Origin of the sequence: Pseudescherichia sp. (assembly GCF_032052675.1) — a bacterium.
Lineage (GTDB): Bacteria > Pseudomonadota > Gammaproteobacteria > Enterobacterales > Enterobacteriaceae > Pseudescherichia.
This window is the reverse complement of sequence record NZ_DAMBWA010000009.1, coordinates 155,373-176,708: the sequence shown is the minus strand read 5'-3', so window position 1 is coordinate 176,708 and position 21,336 is coordinate 155,373. Positions and strand designations below refer to the sequence as shown.

Below are 21,336 nucleotides of genomic sequence, written 5' to 3'. Positions count from 1 at the left end.
TATACGTACTGAAATCTCACCAATCAATACCTCTGGGATCTTGATTGTGGCCCCTCCCCCCGGTGGATGCCAGGGAACAATCGCAACAGCTCATCGCAAAGTGTAACTAAAGGTTTGAATTACCCTTTTCCTGTTTTATTTGCTCAGTAGTGCCGGTGTAACGGTTTCACACTGCACATGCGCTTTGGCTCACGTTTGCACACTTCAGGCGTGCAAGAGCCTTGAACCTGCCGCACTTTTCCGCAACACTTAACCGGGTGTAAACGCTTACCCGTCAAAGAAGGTTCAGAATGGCGACCATAAAGGATGTTGCAAAGCTCGCAGGTGTCTCTGTCGCCACGGTGTCGCGCGTCATCAACAGCTCCCCCAAAGCCAGCGACGCCTCCCGGCAGGCGGTACAGAGCGCGATGGCCTCACTCAACTACCATCCCAACGCCAACGCCCGCGCGCTGGCCCAGCAGTCAACGGAGACCATAGGGCTGGTGGTCGGTGACGTTTCCGATCCCTTTTTCGGTGCGATGGTCAAAGCGGTGGAACAGGTGGCCTACCATACCGGTAACTTTTTATTGATTGGTAACGGCTACCATAACGAGCAAAAAGAGCGGCGCGCCATAGAGCAGCTGATGCGCCACCGCTGCGCGGCGCTGGTGGTGCACGCCAAAAGCATTCCCAATGAAGAGTTAGCCGCGCTGATGGATCAGATGCCCGGCATGGTGCTGATCAACCGCATTCTGCCCGGCTATGAGCAGCGCTGCGTGGCGCTGGACGATCGCTACGGCGCGTGGCTGGCGACCCGGCATCTTATCCAGCAGGGACATACCAAAATTGGCTACCTCTGCTCTAACCACGCTATCTCCGATGCGGAAGATCGCCTCCAGGGCTATTACGATGCGCTGCGGGAGAACGGCCTGCCCTGTAACGACAGGCTGGTGACCTGGGGCGAGCCGGATGAGAGCGGCGGCGAGCAGGCGATGACCGAGCTGCTCGGGCGTGGCAGGCACTTTACCGCCGTGGCCTGCTATAACGACTCGATGGCCGCCGGGGCGATGGGGGTGTTAAACGATAATGGTATAGAGGTGCCGGGCGAGATCTCGCTGATTGGCTTTGATGACGTGCTGATCTCCCGCTACGTCCGTCCGCGTTTAACCACCGTGCGCTACCCTATCATCACGATGGCAACCCAGGCCGCAGAGCTGGCGCTGGCGCTGGCCAAAGAGCAGCCCCTGCCGGAGATCACCCACCTCTTTAGCCCGACGCTGGTGCGTCGTCACTCGGTGGGTACCCCTCAGGAGAGCTAAAGCGCGCAGCGGTAGAGGTGCACGGTGGTGGCCGGGTAGTCCAGGCCGTCACCGATATAGTCCCAGCCAAAGCGTTCGTAAAAATCGCGGCAGGCAGAGTAGAGATGCAGCTGGGTAAAGCCCCGTTCACGGGCGTAATCCTTCACGTGCTGCTGAAGCCTGCCCGCCAACCCCTGTCCGCGCGCGGCCTCATCAACGTAGAGCGCCGCCAGCCAGGGCCAGAGATCCTGACGGCTGATGAGATCGCAGCGCCAGAGCCCCACCGTGCCCAGCAGCGTCTCTCCCTCGGTAGCGATAAAGGTAAGAGGCAGCGCCTCGGGCCGCTGACTATGGGCAACCACGCTGGCAAAAAAGTCTCGCGATAGCGTCTCGCCAAAGGCCGCCCACAGCCAGTCGGTGACCTGAGTGGCGAAATGCGGCGCGTCATACAGGGGCAGGATCTTCACGCTCATCGTCTTACAGCAGCTCCAGCGCCAGCAGCTCGTCGATGGTCTGCCGACGGCGGATCAGCCGCGCTGCGCCGCCGTCAAACAGCACCTCCGGCAGCAGCGGACGGCTGTTGTAGTTGGATGACATCGATGCGCCATAGGCGCCGGTGTCGTGCAGCACCAGATAGTCTCCCGGCGCTACCGCAGGCAGGGCGCGGGTTTCAACCTCCCCGCCCGCCTGCTGGGTAAAGACGTCTCCGGATTCACACAGCGGACCGGCCACGACGGTATCGATAAGCGGTTCAGCCGCCAGGTCGCGGCCGTCTGCCGCCAGAGCGCTGATGTGGTGATAGCTGCCGTACATCGCCGGACGCATCAGGTCGTTAAATCCGGCGTCGATCAGTACAAAGTGACGGCTGCCCATCGCTTTGACGCTGCGCACCTGGGCCACCAGCACGCCGGATTCGGCCACCAGAAAACGTCCCGGCTCGATCTCCAGCTTCACCGGATGCCCCAGGTGGGCGGCAATTTTTTCCCGGGCGCTGTTCCACAGGCCAAAGTAGTGATCGGTATCGATCGCCTCTTCCCCTTCACGATAAGGGATTGACAGCCCGCCACCCGCAGAGATCGCCTCCAGATCCTGGCCGAACTCGATGACCTGGCTGACCATCGCGCCGCACACCTGCTCAAGGTGGCCGTAGTCCACGCCTGAGCCGATATGCATATGGATCCCCACCAGCTTAAGCTGGTAGCGCTGCATAACCTCCAGCGCGGCGGGCAGATCGCTGTACCAGATGCCGTGCTTGCTGTTCTCGCCGCCGGTATTGGTTTTCTGGCTGTGGCCGTGGCCGAAACCCGGATTAACCCGCAGCCAGACGCGGTGGCCCGGAGAGACCTCCCCCAGCTGGGCCAGCATATCCACCGATCCGGCGTTAACCGGGATCTGTAGCTCATGCACGCGGGCCATTGTCGGCGGGTCGATCACATCGGCGGTAAAGACGATCTCATCGGCACCGTTCTGCGGCTGATAGCCTGCCGCCAGCGCGCGCTCGATCTCGCCCAGCGATACCGAATCCACCTTGACGCCCTGCTCGCGCATCAGACGCAGAATATGAATATTGGAGCACGCCTTCTGGGCGAAACGCACCACGTCAAACTGCGCCAGCTGGGCAATCCGGCGGCGGATAATGTCGGCGTCGTAGGCCCAGACGGGACAGCCAAATTCAGTCACCAGGCTATGCAGGTTGGCGGCAGTGAGCGCGGTATCGGTGTTGTTTAACGGGCGTGGCATGGCGAACTCCATCATCATTTTTCACTATTACGCCACAGGCCAAAGGGAATAAAAAATATCGTTATGTTACGATTCTATGCAAATTTGATATACCTTGCGCCGCAGAGAAGCCGATGCCCACCGTTAACCTTCGCCATATCGAAATTTTTCACGCCGTGATGACCGCCGGGAATCTGACCGAGGCCGCTCGCCTGCTGCATACGTCACAGCCCACCGTGAGCCGGGAGCTGGCGCGCTTTGAAAAGGTGATCGGCCTGACGCTGTTTGAACGTTCGCGGGGCCGTCTGCACCCCACGGTGCAGGGGCTGCGTCTGTTTGAGGAGGTGCAGCGCTCGTGGTACGGCCTGGATCGCATCGTCAGCGCCGCCGAAAGCCTGCGGGAGTTCCGCCAGGGAGAGCTGTCTATCGTCTGCCTGCCGGTCTTCTCTCAGTCGTTTCTGCCCCTGCTGCTGCAGCCGTTTCTGGCCCGCTACCCAGAGGTGAGCCTCAACGTGGTGCCGCAGGAGTCGCCGCTGCTGGAGGAGTGGCTCTCTGCCCAGCGTCATGACCTCGGCCTGACCGAAACCCTCAGCACGCCCGCCGGGACCGAGCGCACGCCGCTGCTGACCCTGAACGAAGTATGCGTCCTGCCCGCCGGGCATCCGCTGGCGCAGCGCAAGATGCTTACACCTCAGGATTTTCAAGGCGAGAACTACATTAGCCTGTCGCGCTCGGACAGCTATCGCCAGCTGCTGGATGCCCTGTTCAGTGAGCACCAAGTGAAACGCCGCATGGTAGTCGAGACCCACAGCGCCGCCAGCGTCTGCGCAATGGTGCGCGCCGGGGTCGGCGTGTCGGTGGTCAACCCCCTTACCGCCCTCGACTACGCCAGCAGCGGGGTGGTGGTGAGGCCCTTCAGCATCGCCGTGCCCTTTACCGTCAGTCTGATCCGTCCCCTGCACCGCCCCGCCTCTGCGCTGGTAGATGCCTTCTCCGCCCATTTGCAGCAAGCGGTATCGCGCATTATCGCGCCGTTAGAGGCGGTGCTGGCGGAGCGTTAATCCAGCATAAAGTCGACGACGTCGGCGGCGTGCAGCGCGGCGGTATCAAACACCGGGATCGGGCTTTGATCCTGGGAGACCAGCAGGCCGATCTCGGTGCAGCCGAAGATCACCCCCTGCGCGCCCTGATTCGCCATCCGCGCAATCAGATCGATAAAGTATGTCCGCGACGGTTCGCTGAAGGTGCCCCGGCATAGCTCGTCAAAAATGATCTGGTTAACTCTGGCGCGATCCTCTCCGTCCGGGACGCAGGTCTCAATACCGTGGGCATTGCGCATCCGCCCGCGGTAGAAATCCTGCTCCATTGTATAGCGAGTACCCAACAGCGCGACCTGTTGCAGGTTGGCTTTCTGGATCGCCCGGGCGGTGGCGTCAGCGATGTGCAAAAACGGCACGTTGCAGCGATCCTCGATCTGGTCGGCGACCTTATGCATGGTATTGGTACAGAGTACGATCCCTTCAGCCCCGGCACGTTCGAGGCCAGCGGCGGCGCTGGCGAGAATATCCCCGGCCCTATCCCAGTCGCCGCTCGCCTGGCAGGCCTCAATGTCATGAAAATCGACGCTGTGCAGCAGCAGGCTGGCGGAGTGCAGGCCGCCCAGCCGGGCTTTTACTCCCTCGTTGATCAAACGGTAGTAGGGAATAGTCGATTCCCAGCTCATGCCGCCCAGTAGTCCTATGGTTTTCATGTTGCCTCTCCCCTGTTATCCGCCTGTAAAAGCAAACTTGTGATCGGCTTTCCACTTATTAGGCGTCGCGTTTCTTTTTAACGCTGGCTGATATAAATTTAATGAAACATTGTTTTACTATTAAACCATCTACGCAACTACAGGACACGTCCATGTTTACTTTCCACCAGCAGACCCAGCTCGACGATCTGGGCAACGGCGTTACCCGTCGCATTCTGGCCCATTCGGGCAAAATGATGGCGGTAGAGGTGAACTTTAGCGAAGGCGCGGTTGGCCCGCTGCATAATCACCCTCATGAACAGCTTACCTACGTTTTATCCGGCGAGTTTGAATTTACCATCGGCGATGAAAAACATATCGTTCGCGCCGGGGACACCCTCTATAAAGAGCCAAACATCGTGCACGGCTGCGTCTGCTTAAAAGCAGGCACTCTGCTCGATACCTTTACGCCGGTCCGTGAGGATTTCCTCACAGCATATTAAGTCATTGTAGGCCCGCTAAGCGTAGCGCCACTGGGCGTTACCATGCTGACGCTACAATGCCGGACGGCACTGCGTTTGCCCGGCCTACGGCGAGCGCGGTGCGGTTTGCAGACGATGACCGTATCAATAAATAAAAATGCCCTCCGCCGCGAGGGCGTTTTTATTTCTATCAAATCATTAGCCAGTTAATCATTCATTTATCCAGGCACTTACAGCGCATGCTCATTGGAAATGTCACCTGGCTCACCTTATTGAAACATCGTTTCGACTTTGATCACATTTCCATAATTAATCGAATGACGCAGAAATAAATCGCAATAAGATAAATTAAAACACCGTTTTAAAAAGCAATCATACACCCAGGCAGGTATATATGAATGAAAACAGACTGCTGGGATTGGCCTGGATATCGCCCTATATCATCGGGTTGATCGTCTTTACGGCCTTTCCCTTCGTTTCCTCGTTTTTCCTCAGTTTTACTGAGTATGACTTAATGAGTCCGCCGGTATTTAATGGGATTGAAAACTACCGTTACATGCTGACCGAAGACTCCCTGTTCTGGAAATCGATGGGCGTCACCTTTGCCTACGTATTTTTAACTATCCCGCTGAAGCTCGCCTTCGCGCTGGGGATTGCTTTTGTTCTTAACTTTAAGTTACGCGGCATCGGCTTCTTCCGTACCGCCTACTATATTCCGTCCATTCTGGGCAGCTCCGTTGCCATCGCCGTGCTCTGGCGTGCGCTGTTTGCTATCGACGGCCTGCTGAACAGCTTTATCGGCGTTTTTGGCCTCGATCCGGTGAACTGGCTGGGTGAGCCGTCGCTGGCGCTGATGTCCGTAACCCTGCTGCGCGTCTGGCAGTTCGGTTCCGCGATGGTGATCTTCCTCGCCGCGTTGCAAAACGTACCCCAGTCACAGTATGAAGCGGCAATGATCGACGGCGCATCGAAGTGGCAGATGTTTATGAAAGTGACCGTGCCGCTGATTACGCCAGTGATCTTCTTTAACTTCATTATGCAGACCACCCAGGCGTTCCAGGAGTTTACCGGCCCGTACGTCATTACCGGCGGCGGCCCGACCTACTACACCTATCTCTTCTCGCTCTACATCTACGACACCGCCTTTAAGTATTTCGACATGGGCTACGGTGCGGCGCTGGCGTGGGTCCTGTTCCTGGTGGTGGCTGTCTTCGCCTCCATTGCCTTTAAGTCATCAAAATACTGGGTCTTCTACTCCGCCGATAAGGGAGGCAAAAATGGCTGACGTTCAACAAATTTCCCCGGCAGCGAGCCATGCCGAACGTGAAGTGGCCCGTACGCTGCGTCGCGAGAAGATCAGCGCGTGGATCCGCTACGTCATTTTGCTCTTCGTTGGCCTGCTGATGCTCTACCCGCTGGTGTGGATGTTCTCGGCGGCGTTCAAGCCTAACCACGAGATCTTCACCACCCTGAGCCTGTGGCCAGCACACGCCACCTGGGACGGCTTTATCAACGGCTGGAAAACCGGGACCGAGTATAACTTCGGCCATTACATGCTGAATACCTTCAAGTATGTGATCCCGAAAGTGATCCTGACCATTATCTCCTCCACCATCGTGGCCTACGGCTTCGCCCGCTTCGAGATCCCGTGGAAGAAGTTTTGGTTCGCCACGCTGATCACCACCATGCTGCTGCCAAGCACCGTGCTGCTGATCCCGCAGTACCTGATGTTCCGTGAGATGGGCATGCTGAATAGCTATATGCCGCTCTATCTGCCGCTGGCTTTTGCCACTCAGGGCTTCTTCGTCTTCATGCTGATCCAGTTCCTGCGCGGCGTGCCGCGTGACATGGAAGAGGCGGCGCAGATTGACGGCTGTAACTCCGCCCAGGTGCTCTGGTACGTGGTGGTGCCGATCCTGAAACCGGCAATTATTTCAGTGGCGCTGTTCCAGTTCATGTGGTCAATGAACGACTTTATCGGCCCGCTGATCTACGTCTACAGCGTGGATAAGTATCCGATTGCCCTGGCGCTGAAAATGTCCATCGACGTGACCGAAGGCGCGCCGTGGAATGAAATTCTGGCAATGGCGAGTATCTCCATTCTGCCGTCCATCATTGTCTTCTTCCTGGCTCAACGCTACTTCGTACAGGGCGTGACCAGCAGCGGAATTAAAGGTTAAGAGGGAAATATCATGGCTGAAGTTATTTTCAACAAGCTGGAAAAAGTGTACTCCAACGGCTTTAAAGCGGTACATGGTATCGACCTGAAGATCGCTGACGGGGAGTTTATGGTGATTGTCGGGCCGTCCGGCTGCGCCAAGTCCACGACCCTGCGCATGCTGGCCGGGCTGGAGACCATCAGCGGCGGCGAAGTGCGCATCGGCGAGAAGATCGTCAACAACCTTGCGCCGAAAGAGCGCGGGATTGCGATGGTGTTCCAGAACTACGCCCTCTATCCGCACATGACGGTGCGGGAAAACCTCGCCTTCGGCCTCAAGCTGAGCAAGATGCCGAAGGAGCAGATCGATAAATATGTCGATGAAGCAGCAAAGATCCTTGAGCTGGAGGAGCTGCTGGAGCGTCTGCCGCGCCAGCTCTCCGGCGGCCAGGCCCAGCGCGTGGCGGTAGGCCGGGCGATTGTGAAGAAGCCGGACGTGTTCCTGTTTGATGAACCGCTCTCTAACCTCGATGCCAAGTTGCGCGCCTCCATGCGCATCCGTATTTCGGATCTGCATAAGGAGCTGAAAAAGTCCGGGAAACCGGCCACCACCGTCTACGTGACCCATGACCAGACCGAAGCCATGACGATGGGCGATCGCATCTGCGTGATGAAGCTGGGACATATCATGCAGGTGGATACCCCGGACAATCTCTATCACCACCCAAAAAACATGTTCGTGGCGGGCTTTATCGGCGCACCGGAGATGAACATCAAGCCCGGCAAGCTAGTTGATAAAGCGGGCCGCCTGCATATCACCATTGGCGATGAGAGCCTGCCGCTTAACGCTCGCCAGCAGGAGAAAGTGACCGCGTACCAGAACCAGTCGGTGTTTTACGGCGTGCGCCCGGAGTTCGTCTCCCTCTCTGATGAACCGTTCGCCGAAGGCTGCTGCACCGGCGAGATGGTGCGCACCGAAAACATGGGCCATGAATTCTTTGTCTATCTCAAAGTTGCCGACTATGAGCTGACCGCCCGTATCCCGTCCGATGAAGCTAAACCGATGATTGAAAAGGGCCTTAACCGCAAGGTCTATTTTAAGTTTGACATGGATAAGTGTCATATCTTTGACGCGAAAACTGAACAGAACATCTCTCTCTAACTGGAGTATAAAAATGAAAAAAGTGCTTTTAAGCGCAGCAATCTCCGCCACATTAGGCCTGAGCGCCCTTCCTTCACAGGCGGCGGATAGCGTCGACCTGCGTATGTCCTGGTGGGGCGGCAACGGCCGTCACCAGGTGACGCTGAAGGCGATCGAGGAGTTTCACAAGCAGCATCCGGATATTAACGTCAAATCTGAGTACACCGGCTGGGACGGCCACCTCTCCCGCCTGACCACGCAGATCGCCGGTGGCACCGAGCCTGACGTGATGCAGACCAACTGGAACTGGCTGCCGATCTTCTCTAAAAACGGCGACGGTTTTTACGACCTTAACCAGCTGAAGGACGTGATCGATCTGAGCCAGTTCGATCCGAAAGAGCTGAAGTCGACCACCGTCAACGGCAAGCTGAACGGTATCCCGATCTCCGTGACCGCACGCGTCTTCTACTTCAACGATGAAACCTGGAAAAAAGCGGGCGTTGCATACCCAAAAACCTGGGATGAGCTGAAAGCCGCGGGCAAAACCTTTGAGAGCAAGCTGGGCAAGCAGTACTACCCGGTGGTGCTGGAGCATCAGGACACCCTGGCGCTGCTGAACTCCTACATGATCCAGAAGTACAACATTCCGGCGGTAGACGAGAAGACCAAAAAATTTGCCTACAGCAAAGAGCAGTGGGTGGAGTTTTTCCAGACCTATAAGGATCTCGTCGACAGCCACGTGATGCCGGATACCAAATACTACGCGTCGTTTGGTAAGAGCAACATGTATGAGATGAAGCCGTGGATCGAGGGTGAATGGGGCGGCACCTACATGTGGAACTCCACCATCACCAAGTATTCCGACAACCTGAAGCCACCGGCGAAGCTGGAGCTGGGCAGCTATCCGATGCTGCCGGGCGCAACCGACGCGGGCCTCTTCTTTAAACCGGCGCAGATGCTGTCGATTGGTAAATCGACCAGGCATCCGAAAGAGGCAGCGCAGCTGATTAACTTCCTGCTGAACAGCAAAGAGGGAGCGGAGACGCTGGGCCTCGAGCGCGGCGTACCGCTGAGCAAGGCGGCGGTGGAGACCCTGACCGCAAACGGCACTATCAAAGAGGAGGATCCGTCGGTGGCTGGCCTGCGCCTGGCGCAGTCCCTGCCTGCGAAGCTGACGGTATCGCCCTACTTTGACGACCCGCAGGTGGTGGCCCAGTTTGGTACTTCCCTACAGTACATCGACTACGGTCAGAAAACCGTGGAAGAGACCGCAGCTGACTTCCAGCGCCAGGCTGAACGTATCCTGAAACGCGCGATGCGCTAGGTCTCACAGCTATGCCGGGTGGCGCTCCGCTTACCCGGCCTACAGACCCGTAGGCCCGGCAAGCATCAGCGCCGCCGGGCAAATCCTCATACTCCAATATTACGCAACTTCTCTCCCGCCATCAGCCTGCGTTCAATATGCTCAAGAGTGACGTTTTTCGTCTCAGGGATCAGCCAGAACGTAATACCGACAAACACGATATTCAGCGCGGTATAGAGCCAGAAGGTTCCCGCTGCGCCGATGGCATCAAGCAGGGTCAGAAAGGTCGCGCCGATAATCATGTTCGACACCCAGTTAGTGGTGGTCGAGCAGGTAATGCCGAAGTCGCGGCACTTCAGAGGCTGGATCTCCGAGCAGAGGATCCATACCACCGGCGCGGCGCTCATGGCGTAGCCGGCGATGCAGATCATGGTCATGCCGACAGAGAGCCAGGAGAGGCCGCTGGAGGCGGTGCCGTTATCGAACTGCATCAGGCAGTAGCCCAGCACCAGCGTGCCGAATGCCATCACGCTAAAGCCGATCTTCAGCGCGGGCTTACGTCCGGCCTTATCCACCATAAAGATGGCGATAAAGGTCGCGAACATAAAGGTCAGGCCGACCACCAGGGTGGCGATCATCTGCTGTTCGGTAGTGGTAAACCCGGCCATCTTAAAGATGCGCGGGGCGTAGTACATGATGATGTTCATCCCGGTAAACTGCTGCATCGCCTGCAGCAGCATGCCGAGAAATACCGCCCGGCGCACGTTGCGGTTGGCTTTAAACAGCCCCCACCCGCCCTGCTTGTGCTTCAGGCTTTCGCGGATCTCATTCAGCTCCTCCCGCGCCTTCTCGGAGGTATCGCGCAGCATGCGCAGCACCTCCTCCGCCTCAATATGCCGTCCCTTCTCCGCCAGCCAGCGCGGGCTGTTTGGCAGGAAGATAACCAGCGCGATCAGCACCAGCGCCGGCAGGGCCAGCACACCTAGCATGGCGCGCCAGTTGCCGGAGTAGCTCAGCGCCGTGTCGGAGAGAAAGGCCATCACAATCCCCAGGGTGACCATCAGCTGATACATGCTGATCATCTTGCCGCGCACGTTTTCGCTCGCCATCTCAGAGAGGTAGAGCGGCGCAGTATAAGAGGCGATGCCAACCGCGACGCCGAGGATCACCCTTGAGAAGATCAGCACCTCAACATTGATAGCAAAGGCCGAGCCGAGGGATCCCACCACAAAAAGAATGGCCCCCGCCATCAGGCTGTATTTACGTCCCAGGCGAAACGAGAGCCAGCCGTTGAACAGCGCCCCGATGGCCGCCCCCAGCATCATGCTGCTCACCACCCACTCCTGCAGGCGGCTGCTCAAGGTAAAATGATCGGTAATAAACGGCAGCGCCCCGGCAATCACGCCAATATCCAGACCAAACAGCAGACCGGCCACGGCGGCGGAAATGGAGACAAAAAGATTCATGCGTCGCGTATCCTGCAACGCGCGCGGCACTGACGGTGCGTTATGACTCAATGAACTCATCTTGTGTTGCCTGAAGTAGTAAATCGTCTATTGAAAGTAAGAGAGGGAGGACAAAAGGTGTCAGGGAGTAACGGTCATAGATATGGATAAAACTGCTATGCATATAGTTTATGTGATGGATATTCCACTTTGATAATCACATTTAATATTATCAAATTATTTTAATGTGATGTTTTAGCTAATAAATAATCAAGAAAGCGCCTTTATTTGGCATTTCGATATGGATATTTCGTGATTGCGCATATGGACTTATCTGATTTACGGCGATAAAAAATCCCGCCGCGAGGCAGGATCGTGTAGGTCGGGTAAGCGCAGCGCCACCCGACACTGTTCAATGCCAGGCGTAATTAACGCGCCAGCCAGCCGCCGTCTACCGCCACGGTGTAGCCGTTGATGTAGTCAGAGGCGCTGGAGGCCAGGAACACCACCGGCCCCATCAGATCGCTCGGCAGACCCCAGCGGCCCGCCGGGATGCGGTCGAGGATCTCAGCGCTGCGCTGCTCGTCAGCACGCAGCTGCTGGGTATTGTTGGTTGCCATGTAGCCCGGTGCAATGGCGTTCACGTTGATGTTGTGCTTCGCCCACTCGTTAGCCATCAGGCGGGTAATACCCATCACGCCGCTTTTAGACGCGGTATAGGACGGGACGCGGATGCCACCCTGGAAGGAGAGCATAGAGGCGATGTTGATGATTTTGCCGCCGTTGCCCTGGGCGATAAAGTGCTTCGCCGCGGCCTGGGACATAAAGAACACGCTCTTGATGTTCAGATCCATGACGTCGTCCCAATCTTTTTCGCTGAAGTTGATCGCATCTTCACGACGGATCAGACCCGCGTTGTTCACCAGCACGTCGATATGGCCGAACTCGCTCACCGCACGCTCCAGCAGCGCAGGGATGCCGTCGATCTGACGCAGGTCAGCGGTCAGGCTCAGGAAACGGCGACCCAGGGCGGTAACGCGCTCAATGGTCTCGGTCGGCTCAACGATGTTAATCCCGACGATGTCACAGCCCGCTTCTGCCAGACCCAGCGCCATCCCCTGGCCCAGGCCGGTATCACAGCCAGAGACAACCGCAACTTTACCTTCAAGAGAAAATGCATTCAGAATCATAGTGGTTCCTTAATCTATCTGCGCCTGTTCGCCAGGCATGGTTTGCTTTGCTCTCCGCGACTAGCGCAGATCCTTAACGGCAACATGGTCCATATCATCAAAGACCTGGTTTTCGCCTACCATCCCCCAGATGAAGGTGTAAGCCCGGGTACCCACGCCAGAGTGAATAGACCAGCTGGGTGAGATCACCGCCTGTTCGTTATGCATAATGATGTGGCGCGTCTCTTGCGGCTGTCCCATCATATGGAACACGCAGGCGTCCTCATCCATATTGAAGTAGAAGTAGACCTCCATCCGGCGCTCATGGGTATGGCACGGCATGGTGTTCCACAGGTTGCCTGGCTCGAGCTCGGTCAGGCCCATGCTCAGTTGGCAGGTCTCCAGTACGTCCGGCACGAAGTATTTATTGATGGTGCGGCGGTTGCTGGTGAGCGGATCGCCAAGGGTCACCGGGGCAACGTCTGCCGGGGTCACTTTTTTGGTTGGGTAAGCGGTGTGCGCCGGGGCGCAGTTGTAGTAAAACTTGGCCGGTTTTGCCGGGTCGATGCTGGCAAACACCACCTCTTTGGCCCCTTTACCGACGTAGAGCGCATCGCGATGGCCGATTTCGTAGCACTGGCCGTCAACGGTGATGGTGCCAGGACCGCCGATGTTGATGGTGCCCAGCTCGCGACGCTCAAGGAAGTAGCTCACGCCCAGCTGCTTGCCCACTTCGCCGCCGACGGCAACGGTTTTTGCCACCGGCATAATGCCGCCAACGATAATGCGGTCGATATGGCTGTACACCATCGTGTAAGCGTCGGCCTCGAATACCTGCTCAACTAAAAACTCGTCGCGCAGCCCCTGGGTATCCAGCGTCTTAGCATGTGCGCTGTGGATGCTTTGTCTGACTTCCACATTTACCTCCAGAATCGTTTTTGACCAAACGTCACACAACGGAGCGTCGAAACGCTGTTCCGTTTTGTAGTATGGCGGCCATATTATCCCGGCTAAAACGTGTTTTCAATTGCAAATAAAACAATGTTTCATTTTTTCTGCTATTTCGTTTGAAAATTGCAATTAGGATCACGATTGTTTGGCGTTGACGCCTGCATGCGGAGAGTTCCCATCTTGCACAATTCAGAAAAAGACATTAAATAACAACAACTTATGAAATCTTTGAATTTCTGCTATCTCGTTGATTTTTCTCGTCATAAATCAAAGACGCCTGTTTTTCTCCTACCGACTTCCGCTCTCTACACAACTTTTTTCTTATAAAGTGCGTGACCAATCACACATATTGAAACCATGTTTTGATAATTTAACACCTGGTTTTTAAACTCATAATCCATTCGGGTCATTACGCTAGCCGAAACATCGTGACAGGCCCCCTTAACAAGGAGATTAGTATGGCGAAAGGTATGCGAGTTAAGCTCAACTATGATGTTAGCCGCGATCCGGACACGGGCGCGGAAGTGATCCGCTTAACGCCTCCTGAAGTCACCTGTCATCGTAACTACTTCTATCAGAAATGCTTTTTTAACGATGGCAGCCATCTGATCTTCGCTGGCGAATTTGATGGTCACTGGAACTACTATCTGCTGAACATTGAGCAGGCCGAAGCGGTGCAGCTGACCGAGGGCGCTGGCGATAACACCTTTGGCGGCTTCCTGTCGCCGGACGATAGCGCGCTCTACTACGTTAAAAACGACCGCACCCTGCGGGAAGTGAACCTTAAAACCCTGGCCGAGCGTGAAGTCTACCGCGTGCCGGATGAGTGGGTTGGCTACGGCACCTGGGTAGCAAACAGCGACTGCACTAAACTGGTCGGCATCGAAATTGCCAAAAGCGACTGGACGCCGCTCAACGACTGGAAAATTTTCCATGACTTCTTCCTGAAGGGTCCCCGCTGCCGCCTGCTGCGCGTCGATTTGCAGACCGGCGAAAGCGCCACCATTCACGAAGAGAAACTCTGGCTGGGCCACCCTATCTACCGTCCCTTTGACGACAATACCGTTGCCTTCTGCCACGAGGGCCCGCACGACCTGGTGGATGCCCGCATGTGGCTGGTAAATGAGGACGGCAGCAACATGCGTAAAGTGAAGACCCATGCTGAAGGCGAAAGCTGTACCCATGAGTTCTGGGTGCCGAACGGTTCGGCGCTGGTCTACGTCTCCTACCTGAAGGGAGAGCAGGGCCGCACCGTCTACCGCTTTGATCCGACGACCGGGGTCAACGAAGCGATCATGGCGATGCCCGCCTGCTCGCATCTGATGAGTAACTTTGACGGCACCCTGCTGGTGGGTGACGGTTCAGGCTCGCCGGTCGACGTTAACGATGCAGACGGCTATAGCATCGATAACGATCCCTATATCTACGTATTCGACGTGGCGGAGAAGCGCTACTTCCGCGCGGCGCGTCACGATACCTCCTGGGCCACGGTGGCTAATAGCCGTCAGGTGACCCATCCGCATCCGTCATTTACGCCGGACGACAGCGCGGTTCTGTTTAGCTCCGACAAAGACGGTAAGCCTGCGCTCTATATTGCCCGGCTTCCCGAGCAGCGTGAATGGCTTCAAGCATAATTGAGTGTGTTTAGTAACTGGCCTTGCCCTCCGTATGGAGGGCCTTTTTTTATCTATGTTATTTCACCCACAAATCTATTTCCTTTTCTCTCTATTTATATAAAGAAAAAACCCCGGCCAACTGCTCCGGGGTCTTCTCATGAGGGTTCTTTTAGAAGGTATATGCTACGCCGACACGGAAACGGGTCTGACGCTCGTCGGTATTTTTTACGCCGACGTTACCCACTTCGCCATACGGGGCCCAATTTTTATCCCATTTATAGGCGAGTTTGACGTTATATTCGTTAGAATAGGTTTTGTTATTTTCACGAATAACGTCTTCGGTGCTTTTCGCGTAGACGTAGTTCAGCTCGGTACGCCAGTCACCCATCGCCCAGCCTACCCACGCATCGAATTTATTTACTTTGTTATCAACCACGTCGGAGTCAGGGTTACGGGTATACTCATAGCGGTAGCGACCCGCAATATAGACGCCGCTGTCAAAGCTGTACTGCGCATGCAGATAGGGTTTATAAATAGAGAAGGTGTCTTTACTTTCAATATTAATGCCCGGGTTGAGAGCAAAATTATCTGTCGCTTTCCAGCGCCAGTTCAGGGATTCTTCGTGACCGTTGCCGACCAGCTCGGTTAATGGTTGATCGGCGTTATCGCCGCCGGATTTCCATTTTGCTTCGACGCCAAAGCCCAGGCCGTTATCAAAACGGTGAGAGACCGCGACGCGGTCGGCGTTAGTGCCGTTATCAATATATTCGTGACGCAGATCGACAGTCACAGCCTGCGCAGCAAAAGAGGCACCGATGAGAGACGCAAGGATCAGAGTATTTTTAAACATAGCCACCCTCAAAAATTAAAATGATGTTCCGTTTTTATGGAATTGCATTTTATTTTTTAAATAACTTTATTTTAGTGATCCGGATCGTAATTGGCTGTTTCAAAAAATTAGGAAAGTGAAGACGTGATGAATATCAACAAAGCGGGGATTTTTTGACTATAAATAACGACGAAGATCACAGCAGGAAGATATTAACGAAATAATTACAAATATCTTATGATAATTAAATAATGTTTTTTATCATACACTTAGCAAATTAGGTAACAAATAGTCACATATGTGACTTTATTAAATTCGCATTATACTTTTCTTAAGAATCTGTTTAGGCGCATAAAAAAGCCCGCTCTTAAGCGGGCTTCACTAACGCATCAAACTCAGTTGTTAACTGGGATCACCGCGCCTTTGTACTTGGTACGGATCCAGTCCTGGATCTCTTTCGAGTGCAGCACGTTTACCAGCGCAACGACGTCTTTCTTCTTCTCGTCGCCACGGTGTACGGTGATGATGTTAGCGTACGGGTTGTTCTCGCCGCTCTCTACCGCAATCGGATCTTTCACCGGATCCAGACCGGCGTCGATAGCGTAATTGGCGTTGATTACCACCGCATCGCCTTCGTCGTTGTTATACATCTGCGGCAGCAGGGAGCCCTCTACGTTCGGCAGGAACTCTAGCTTTTTCGGGTTCTCAACGATGTCGCTGATGCGCGCGTTGACTTTATTCACGCCCGGCTTCAGCTTGATCACGCCCTCTTTCTCGAAGATAGAGAGGATACGCCCCTCTTCCGCGACGGCATCACGCATGATGACTTTGCCGCCCTGCGGCAGATCCTTCAGCGACTTGTATTTCTTAGAGTAGATACCGATCGGCTCGATGTGGATCGCACCGGCGCTGACGAAATCATAGGTTTTGTCGCCTTCGTGATCTTTCAGCACGCTGTTCAGGTACGGGATGTGCTGGAAGTAGTTCGCGTCGATGTCGCGGCTGGCCAGGGCGGTGTTCGGCAGGATGTAGTCCTGGAACGGTTTGATCTCAAGGTCGATACCCTGTTTAGCCAGGATAGGTTTAGCCTGCTCGAGGATCTCCGCGTGCGGCACGTTAGACGCGCCAACGGTCAGGGTATCAGCCCAGGAGGCGAAGCTCAGGGCGCTGAGGGTTGCTGCGGCAATCAGTGTCAGTGTCTTTTTCATGATGTTGGTTCCCAAATTGTTGTTGTGTTTAGCGTTTATCTAACAGAGAGGTAATCACGTCGCCGCAGAACTGGATGATGAAGACGATGATCAGAATGGTCACCGTCGCCACCAGCGTGACGTCGTTGTGGTTACGCTGGAATCCTTCCAGATAAGCAAGATTTCCTAAACCGCCCGCGCCGATCACACCAGCCATAGCGCTGTAGCTCACCAGAGCGATCAGCGTAACGGTGATGCCTGACACTAACGCAGGCGACGATTCAGGCAACAGCACCCGAAACACGAGCGTACTGAGGCGCGCACCCATAGAGCGCGTAGCTTCAATGACGCCTTTATCCACTTCTCGCAGCGCAATCTCTACCAGACGGGCATAGAACGGCGCAGCCCCAACGATCAGCGCCGGCAGCGCCGCGTTGGCCCCCAGAATGGTGCCGACAATCGTTTTAGTGAAGGGGATCAGCAGCACGATCAGAATGATGAACGGGATGGAACGGAACACGTTCACCACGATGGAGATCATGCTGTAGAGCGGCTTGTTCTGGAACAGTCCGCCCTTCGCGGTTAAAAACAGCGCCAGCCCGAGCAGGATCCCCAGTACAAAGGTCGCGACGCCGGAGAGCGCCGTCATGTAGAGTGTCTCCTGCGTGGCGGACCAGAGCTGGTCCAGACGCAGATGCGGGAATAGATTCTCAACCATGTTTAATCACCTCGCCGTCAATATCGCTTTTCTGCAGATCTGCGAGGATATTGCCTAGTTGTTCCTGGGTTGCCACCACGTGCACCCAAAGTTGTCCAAAGACGCCATGCGCCGTCTGGGTCATTTTACCGTGCAGGATATTGAACGGCAGACCGTAGCGCAGGGTCAGTTCGCCCACGATCGGCTTATGCGTGCTGTGACCGGTAAAGGTCAGCTTGATCACGCTGCCCGCCAGATCGTTAGCCAGCTCCGGATTAAAGGTCTCCTCTTCCGCATACTGGCTCACCTGGCGCACAAACTGGCGGGTGATCGGCTGCTGCGGACGGGTAAAGACATCCAGTACGTCACCCTCCTCCACGACTTTGCCGTTCTCCATCACCGCTACGCGGTCGCAAATCTTACGTACCACGTGCATCTCATGGGTGATCAGCACGATGGTCAGCTTAAAGCGGCGGTTAATATCCAGCAGCAGATCGAGGATCTGATCGGTGGTCTGCGGGTCGAGCGCCGAGGTCGCTTCGTCACACAGCAGCACGTCCGGGCTATTCGCCAGCGCACGGGCGATGCCGACGCGCTGCTTCTGTCCGCCGCTCAGCTGGGACGGGTAGGCGTGTTCACGCCCGGTCAGGCCAACCAGCTCAACCAGCTCCGCCACCCGGGCGGTAATTTTTGCTTTCGGCACGCCGGCGATCTGCATCGAGAAGGCGATGTTTTCATTTACCGTACGCGACCAGAGCAGGTTAAAGTGCTGGAAGACCATGCTGATCTTCAGCCGCGCCTGACGCAGGCTCTCACCGCGCGCGGCGGAGATATCCTGGCCGTTGATGGTGACGCTACCCTCGGTGGGCTTCTCCAGGCCATTGAGCAGACGGATCAGGGTACTTTTCCCCGCGCCGCTGTAGCCAATGATGCCGTAAATTTGTCCCTGCTCAACCGTCAAGTTCACATTATCCACGGCGGTAATAGGTACCTTTCCGTGGTCAAAAATCTTAGAGATATTCCTCAGGACGATCATTTCGTTGGTGTATCCGTTATGGCGGTTTAGCAGTATGGATGTCTGAATGATGATAAACAGCCGTTATTATCTTTGAAATAACAAAAAATGAATAAGATATAACGTGCAGATCTAAGCGGCTCATACCGTGACCTGGCGTCTATAGGATTAATTCAGCAACCGTTATCGAAAAAGCGCATAAGATTAGCACTGCTTGTTTATCTGCGGTAGCAAAGGTAAAGCCTAACTCGTTGTTTTGTAGGCCGGATAAGCGCAGCGCCATCCGGCATGACAAGTAGACATCTTTCCATCCTGACGGCTAAACAGCACAGATATGCCATTTCGTTCTAGTTAGCAGAGAATCATTCTTTAAAACCTGCTTTTCGCCGCCCTATCCTCCTGCTATCGCATCTCATAACAGGTGACACAACATGTCCGTATTCCACTCTATTACCGACCTTATTGGTCAGACGCCGATCCTGCAGCTACACAAACTGAATACCGGTCCGTGCGAGCTTTTTCTCAAGCTGGAGAACCAGAATCCCGGCGGCTCGATAAAAGATCGCGTGGCGCTGTCGATGATCAACGAGGCCGAGCGCCAGGGCCTGCTCGCGCCCGCCGGCACTATTATTGAAGCCACCGCAGGCAATACCGGTCTCGGGCTGGCGCTGATAGCTGCCCAGAAGGGCTATAAGCTGGTGCTGGTGGTGCCGGATAAGATGAGCCAGGAGAAGATCTATCACCTGCGCGCGCTGGGCGTGGAGGTGCGGCTGACACGCTCCGACGTGACGAAGGGACACCCGGAGTACTATCAGGACTACGCCCGCCGCCTCGCGGAGGAGACGCCGGGTGCTTACTATATCGATCAGTTCTCCAACCCGGCTAACCCGCTGGCGCACGCCACAGGTACCGCCCCGGAATTGTTCGACCAGCTGGCGGGCAGGATTGATGCCGTGGTGGTGGGCGTTGGCTCCGGCGGTACGCTGGGTGGCCTCCGGGCATGGTTTGCCAAACATTCGCCGCACACCGAGTTTGTGCTCGCCGATCCCGTCGGCTCGATTCTGGCGGATCAGGTTGAGACCGGACAGCACGGCGAAGCGGGCTTCTGGCGAGTCGAAGGGATTGGCGAAGACTTTATCCCTCCCCTCGCCCACCTGGAGAACGTCCGTCAGGCCTACCGAGTCACCGATGCGGAGGCCTTTGCCACTGCCCGTCAGCTCTTGCAGACAGAGGGGGTGCTGGCAGGATCCTCCACCGGTACGCTGCTGACCGCCGCCCTGCGCTACTGCCAGGCCCAGACGACGCCGAAGCGGGTGGTGACCTTCGCCTGCGACAGCGGCAACAAGTACCTCTCCCGCATGTTTAACGACGAGTGGCTGCAACAGCAGGGCTTGCAGGATGATGCCCAACCCGCGCCCGCTGCACCTGTTAGTGCCCTGGCGACCCTCAGCGTGCACAGCGGCGCCTTTAACGACCAGCACGGGGCGGTGATGCCGCCTATCTATGCTACCTCCACCTTTGCCCAGCCCGCACCGGGCCAGCACACCGGCTACGAGTACTCCCGCAGCGGCAACCCGACGCGCCATGCTCTGGAGAGCGCCATCGCCGAGCTGGAGAGCGGCACGCGCGGCTACGCCTTTGCTTCCGGCCTGGCGGCGATCTCCACCGTGCTGGAGTTGCTGGATAAAGATAGCCATATCGTCGCCATCGACGACGTCTACGGCGGCACCTACCGGCTGATCGATAACGTGCGCCGCCGTAGCACCGGCCTACAGGTGAGCTGGGTGAAACCGGACGATCTCGCCGGGCTGGAGGCCGCCATCCGTCCGGATACGCGGATGATCTGGGTGGAGACCCCCACCAACCCGCTGCTGAAGCTGGCGGACCTGGCGGCTATCGCCAGGATCGCCCGTCGTCACAACGTGATCAGCGTGGCGGATAACACCTTCGCCTCGCCGCTGATCCACCGTCCGCTGACGCTGGGCTTTGATATCGTGGTGCACTCCGCCACCAAATACCTCAACGGCCACTCCGACGTGGTGGCCGGGCTGGCGGTGGTGGGCGATCGCCCTGAGCTGGCAGAGAAGCTGGGCTACCTGCAAAACGCGGTGGGCGGCGTGCTCGATCCGTTCAGCAGCTTCCTGACCCTGCGCGGGATCCGCACCCTCGCCCTGCGCATCGAGCGCCATAGCAGCAACGCCCTGGCGCTGGCCCGCTGGCTTGAGCAGCAGCCGCAGGTGGAGAAAGTGTGGTTTCCGTGGCTGACGTCCCATCCGCAGTATGCCCTCGCGCGCCAGCAGATGGCCCTGCCCGGGGGCATGATCTCGGTGGTGATTAAAGGCGATGACCAGCGTGCGGCAGAGGTGATTAGCAAACTGAAGCTGTTTACCCTCGCCGAGAGCCTCGGCGGCGTAGAAAGTCTGGTGAGCCAGCCGTTCAGCATGACCCACGCCTCGATCCCGCTGGCGCAGCGCCTGGCGAACGGCATTACGCCACAGCTGATCCGCCTGTCGGTGGGCATTGAGGATGAGCGGGATCTGCTGGCCGATCTGCAGCAGGCTCTGGCCTGATACCGACGCGCGCCGCCAGCGATTGCGACTATGCTTAGAGGCTAAGGG

Annotated in this window: 19 protein-coding genes and 1 pseudogene; 10 read left to right on the top strand and 10 right to left on the bottom strand. The window is 56.4% G+C overall.

Annotated features, from left to right (window positions below):
* Window positions 1-290 precede the first annotated feature (290 nt).
* The gene (gene galR, locus RTX96_RS13970; protein ID WP_103818353.1) at window positions 291-1,298 is read left to right on the top strand and encodes an HTH-type transcriptional regulator GalR; all 1,008 of its coding nucleotides are present in this window, start codon (window positions 291-293) and stop codon (window positions 1,296-1,298) included.
* On the opposite strand, the gene RTX96_RS13965 is transcribed toward galR, so the two are convergent.
* Both RTX96_RS13965 and lysA read right to left on the bottom strand, forming a co-directional pair.
* Window positions 1,295-1,744, bottom strand: a complete 450-nt coding sequence (locus RTX96_RS13965; RefSeq protein ID WP_312269182.1) for a GNAT family N-acetyltransferase — start codon at window positions 1,742-1,744, stop codon at window positions 1,295-1,297. The genes galR and RTX96_RS13965 overlap by 4 nt on opposite strands.
* Window positions 1,745-1,754: 10 nt before the next feature.
* Entirely contained in the window at window positions 1,755-3,017 is a 1,263-nt protein-coding gene (gene lysA / locus RTX96_RS13960) for a diaminopimelate decarboxylase (protein WP_312671396.1), read from the bottom strand.
* Between the two features lie 113 nt (window positions 3,018-3,130).
* Between lysA and RTX96_RS13955 the strand changes: the two genes are divergently transcribed.
* The gene (locus RTX96_RS13955) at window positions 3,131-4,057 is read left to right on the top strand and encodes a LysR family transcriptional regulator (RefSeq protein WP_103818355.1); all 927 of its coding nucleotides are present in this window, start codon (window positions 3,131-3,133) and stop codon (window positions 4,055-4,057) included.
* Here RTX96_RS13955 and RTX96_RS13950 read toward each other — a convergent pair.
* The gene (locus RTX96_RS13950; RefSeq protein WP_103818356.1) at window positions 4,054-4,746 is read right to left on the bottom strand and encodes an aspartate/glutamate racemase; all 693 of its coding nucleotides are present in this window, start codon (window positions 4,744-4,746) and stop codon (window positions 4,054-4,056) included. The two genes, RTX96_RS13955 and RTX96_RS13950, sit on opposite strands and share 4 nt — an antisense overlap.
* A 152-nt stretch (window positions 4,747-4,898) precedes the next feature.
* On the opposite strand from RTX96_RS13950, the gene RTX96_RS13945 reads away from it, so the two are divergent.
* From RTX96_RS13945 to RTX96_RS13925, 5 genes are all read left to right on the top strand, one after another.
* On the top strand, window positions 4,899-5,228 hold the full coding sequence (locus RTX96_RS13945) for a cupin domain-containing protein (RefSeq protein ID WP_103818357.1): 330 nt from the start codon (window positions 4,899-4,901) through the stop codon (window positions 5,226-5,228).
* A gap of 373 nt (window positions 5,229-5,601) precedes the next feature.
* Entirely contained in the window at window positions 5,602-6,492 is an 891-nt protein-coding gene (locus RTX96_RS13940) for a carbohydrate ABC transporter permease (protein ID WP_042387955.1), read from the top strand.
* The gene (locus RTX96_RS13935; RefSeq protein WP_103818358.1) at window positions 6,485-7,387 is read left to right on the top strand and encodes a carbohydrate ABC transporter permease; all 903 of its coding nucleotides are present in this window, start codon (window positions 6,485-6,487) and stop codon (window positions 7,385-7,387) included. The genes RTX96_RS13940 and RTX96_RS13935 overlap by 8 nt, the downstream gene beginning before the upstream one ends.
* Before the next feature lie 12 nt (window positions 7,388-7,399).
* The gene (locus RTX96_RS13930; protein ID WP_312671395.1) at window positions 7,400-8,527 is read left to right on the top strand and encodes an ABC transporter ATP-binding protein; all 1,128 of its coding nucleotides are present in this window, start codon (window positions 7,400-7,402) and stop codon (window positions 8,525-8,527) included.
* A gap of 13 nt (window positions 8,528-8,540) precedes the next feature.
* Entirely contained in the window at window positions 8,541-9,830 is a 1,290-nt protein-coding gene (locus tag RTX96_RS13925) for an ABC transporter substrate-binding protein (RefSeq protein WP_312671394.1), read from the top strand.
* A gap of 86 nt (window positions 9,831-9,916) precedes the next feature.
* Here RTX96_RS13925 and RTX96_RS13920 read toward each other — a convergent pair whose 3' ends face one another.
* From RTX96_RS13920 to kduI, 3 genes are all read right to left on the bottom strand, one after another.
* Window positions 9,917-11,335: a sugar porter family MFS transporter gene (locus RTX96_RS13920; protein WP_103818361.1), complete on the bottom strand. Its 1,419-nt coding sequence runs from the start codon at window positions 11,333-11,335 to the stop codon at window positions 9,917-9,919.
* 347 nt (window positions 11,336-11,682) lie between these two features.
* Window positions 11,683-12,444 (bottom strand): 2-dehydro-3-deoxy-D-gluconate 5-dehydrogenase KduD, encoded by a 762-nt coding sequence (kduD, locus tag RTX96_RS13915; RefSeq protein ID WP_042387961.1) that lies wholly within the window; start codon window positions 12,442-12,444, stop codon window positions 11,683-11,685.
* Window positions 12,445-12,504: 60 nt separating this feature from the next.
* Complete coding sequence (gene kduI, locus RTX96_RS13910) at window positions 12,505-13,341, bottom strand: 5-dehydro-4-deoxy-D-glucuronate isomerase (RefSeq protein ID WP_103818362.1); 837 nt, start codon at window positions 13,339-13,341, stop codon at window positions 12,505-12,507.
* A gap of 491 nt (window positions 13,342-13,832) precedes the next feature.
* On the opposite strand from kduI, the gene RTX96_RS13905 reads away from it, so the two are divergent.
* Window positions 13,833-15,008, top strand: a complete 1,176-nt coding sequence (locus tag RTX96_RS13905; protein WP_103818363.1) for an oligogalacturonate lyase family protein — start codon at window positions 13,833-13,835, stop codon at window positions 15,006-15,008.
* Between the two features lie 151 nt (window positions 15,009-15,159).
* Here RTX96_RS13905 and RTX96_RS13900 read toward each other — a convergent pair whose 3' ends face one another.
* The 4 genes from RTX96_RS13900 to RTX96_RS13885 form a co-directional block, all read right to left on the bottom strand.
* Window positions 15,160-15,840: an oligogalacturonate-specific porin KdgM family protein gene (locus RTX96_RS13900; protein WP_103818364.1), complete on the bottom strand. Its 681-nt coding sequence runs from the start codon at window positions 15,838-15,840 to the stop codon at window positions 15,160-15,162.
* A gap of 374 nt (window positions 15,841-16,214) precedes the next feature.
* A complete protein-coding gene (locus RTX96_RS13895) occupies window positions 16,215-17,027 on the bottom strand; it encodes a MetQ/NlpA family ABC transporter substrate-binding protein (RefSeq protein ID WP_103818365.1) in 813 nt (270 codons plus the stop codon).
* A 28-nt stretch (window positions 17,028-17,055) separates the two neighbouring features.
* Entirely contained in the window at window positions 17,056-17,724 is a 669-nt protein-coding gene (locus RTX96_RS13890) for a methionine ABC transporter permease (RefSeq protein WP_312671393.1), read from the bottom strand.
* Window positions 17,717-18,739 carry a methionine ABC transporter ATP-binding protein gene (locus RTX96_RS13885; RefSeq protein WP_103818367.1) on the bottom strand — a complete coding sequence of 341 codons (1,023 nt, stop codon included), beginning with the start codon at window positions 18,737-18,739 and terminating at the stop codon, window positions 17,717-17,719. Before RTX96_RS13885 ends, RTX96_RS13890 begins: the two co-directional genes overlap by 8 nt.
* Before the next feature lie 410 nt (window positions 18,740-19,149).
* Between RTX96_RS13885 and RTX96_RS13880 the strand changes: the two are divergent.
* Together RTX96_RS13880 and RTX96_RS13875 are read left to right on the top strand one after the other, a co-directional pair.
* Window positions 19,150-20,166 (top strand): annotated as a pseudogene (locus RTX96_RS13880) (PLP-dependent cysteine synthase family protein); the annotation flags it as partial.
* Window positions 20,155-21,288: a trans-sulfuration enzyme family protein gene (locus tag RTX96_RS13875; RefSeq protein WP_409418568.1), complete on the top strand. Its 1,134-nt coding sequence runs from the start codon at window positions 20,155-20,157 to the stop codon at window positions 21,286-21,288. The pseudogene RTX96_RS13880 and the gene RTX96_RS13875, both read left to right, overlap by 12 nt.
* Window positions 21,289-21,336 lie beyond the last annotated feature (48 nt).

Excerpts from the sequence above, each read along its gene's own strand:
- RTX96_RS13905 (WP_103818363.1), top strand. The coding sequence starts at position 13,833 with ATGGCGAAAGGTATGCGAGTTAAGCTCAACTATGATGTTAGCCGCGAT.
- RTX96_RS13935 (WP_103818358.1), top strand. The coding sequence starts at position 6,485 with ATGGCTGACGTTCAACAAATTTCCCCGGCAGCGAGCCATGCCGAACGT.
- RTX96_RS13930 (WP_312671395.1), top strand. The coding sequence starts at position 7,400 with ATGGCTGAAGTTATTTTCAACAAGCTGGAAAAAGTGTACTCCAACGGC.
- RTX96_RS13950 (WP_103818356.1), bottom strand. The coding sequence starts at position 4,746 with ATGAAAACCATAGGACTACTGGGCGGCATGAGCTGGGAATCGACTATT.
- RTX96_RS13955 (WP_103818355.1), top strand. The coding sequence starts at position 3,131 with ATGCCCACCGTTAACCTTCGCCATATCGAAATTTTTCACGCCGTGATG.
- lysA (WP_312671396.1), bottom strand. The coding sequence starts at position 3,017 with ATGCCACGCCCGTTAAACAACACCGATACCGCGCTCACTGCCGCCAAC.
- RTX96_RS13925 (WP_312671394.1), top strand. The coding sequence starts at position 8,541 with ATGAAAAAAGTGCTTTTAAGCGCAGCAATCTCCGCCACATTAGGCCTG.
- RTX96_RS13900 (WP_103818364.1), bottom strand. The coding sequence starts at position 15,840 with ATGTTTAAAAATACTCTGATCCTTGCGTCTCTCATCGGTGCCTCTTTT.
- RTX96_RS13895 (WP_103818365.1), bottom strand. The coding sequence starts at position 17,027 with ATGAAAAAGACACTGACACTGATTGCCGCAGCAACCCTCAGCGCCCTG.
- RTX96_RS13920 (WP_103818361.1), bottom strand. The coding sequence starts at position 11,335 with ATGAGTTCATTGAGTCATAACGCACCGTCAGTGCCGCGCGCGTTGCAG.
- RTX96_RS13885 (WP_103818367.1), bottom strand. The coding sequence starts at position 18,739 with ATGATCGTCCTGAGGAATATCTCTAAGATTTTTGACCACGGAAAGGTA.
- galR (WP_103818353.1), top strand. The coding sequence starts at position 291 with ATGGCGACCATAAAGGATGTTGCAAAGCTCGCAGGTGTCTCTGTCGCC.
- RTX96_RS13940 (WP_042387955.1), top strand. The coding sequence starts at position 5,602 with ATGAATGAAAACAGACTGCTGGGATTGGCCTGGATATCGCCCTATATC.
- kduD (WP_042387961.1), bottom strand. The coding sequence starts at position 12,444 with ATGATTCTGAATGCATTTTCTCTTGAAGGTAAAGTTGCGGTTGTCTCT.
- RTX96_RS13890 (WP_312671393.1), bottom strand. The coding sequence starts at position 17,724 with ATGGTTGAGAATCTATTCCCGCATCTGCGTCTGGACCAGCTCTGGTCC.
- RTX96_RS13945 (WP_103818357.1), top strand. The coding sequence starts at position 4,899 with ATGTTTACTTTCCACCAGCAGACCCAGCTCGACGATCTGGGCAACGGC.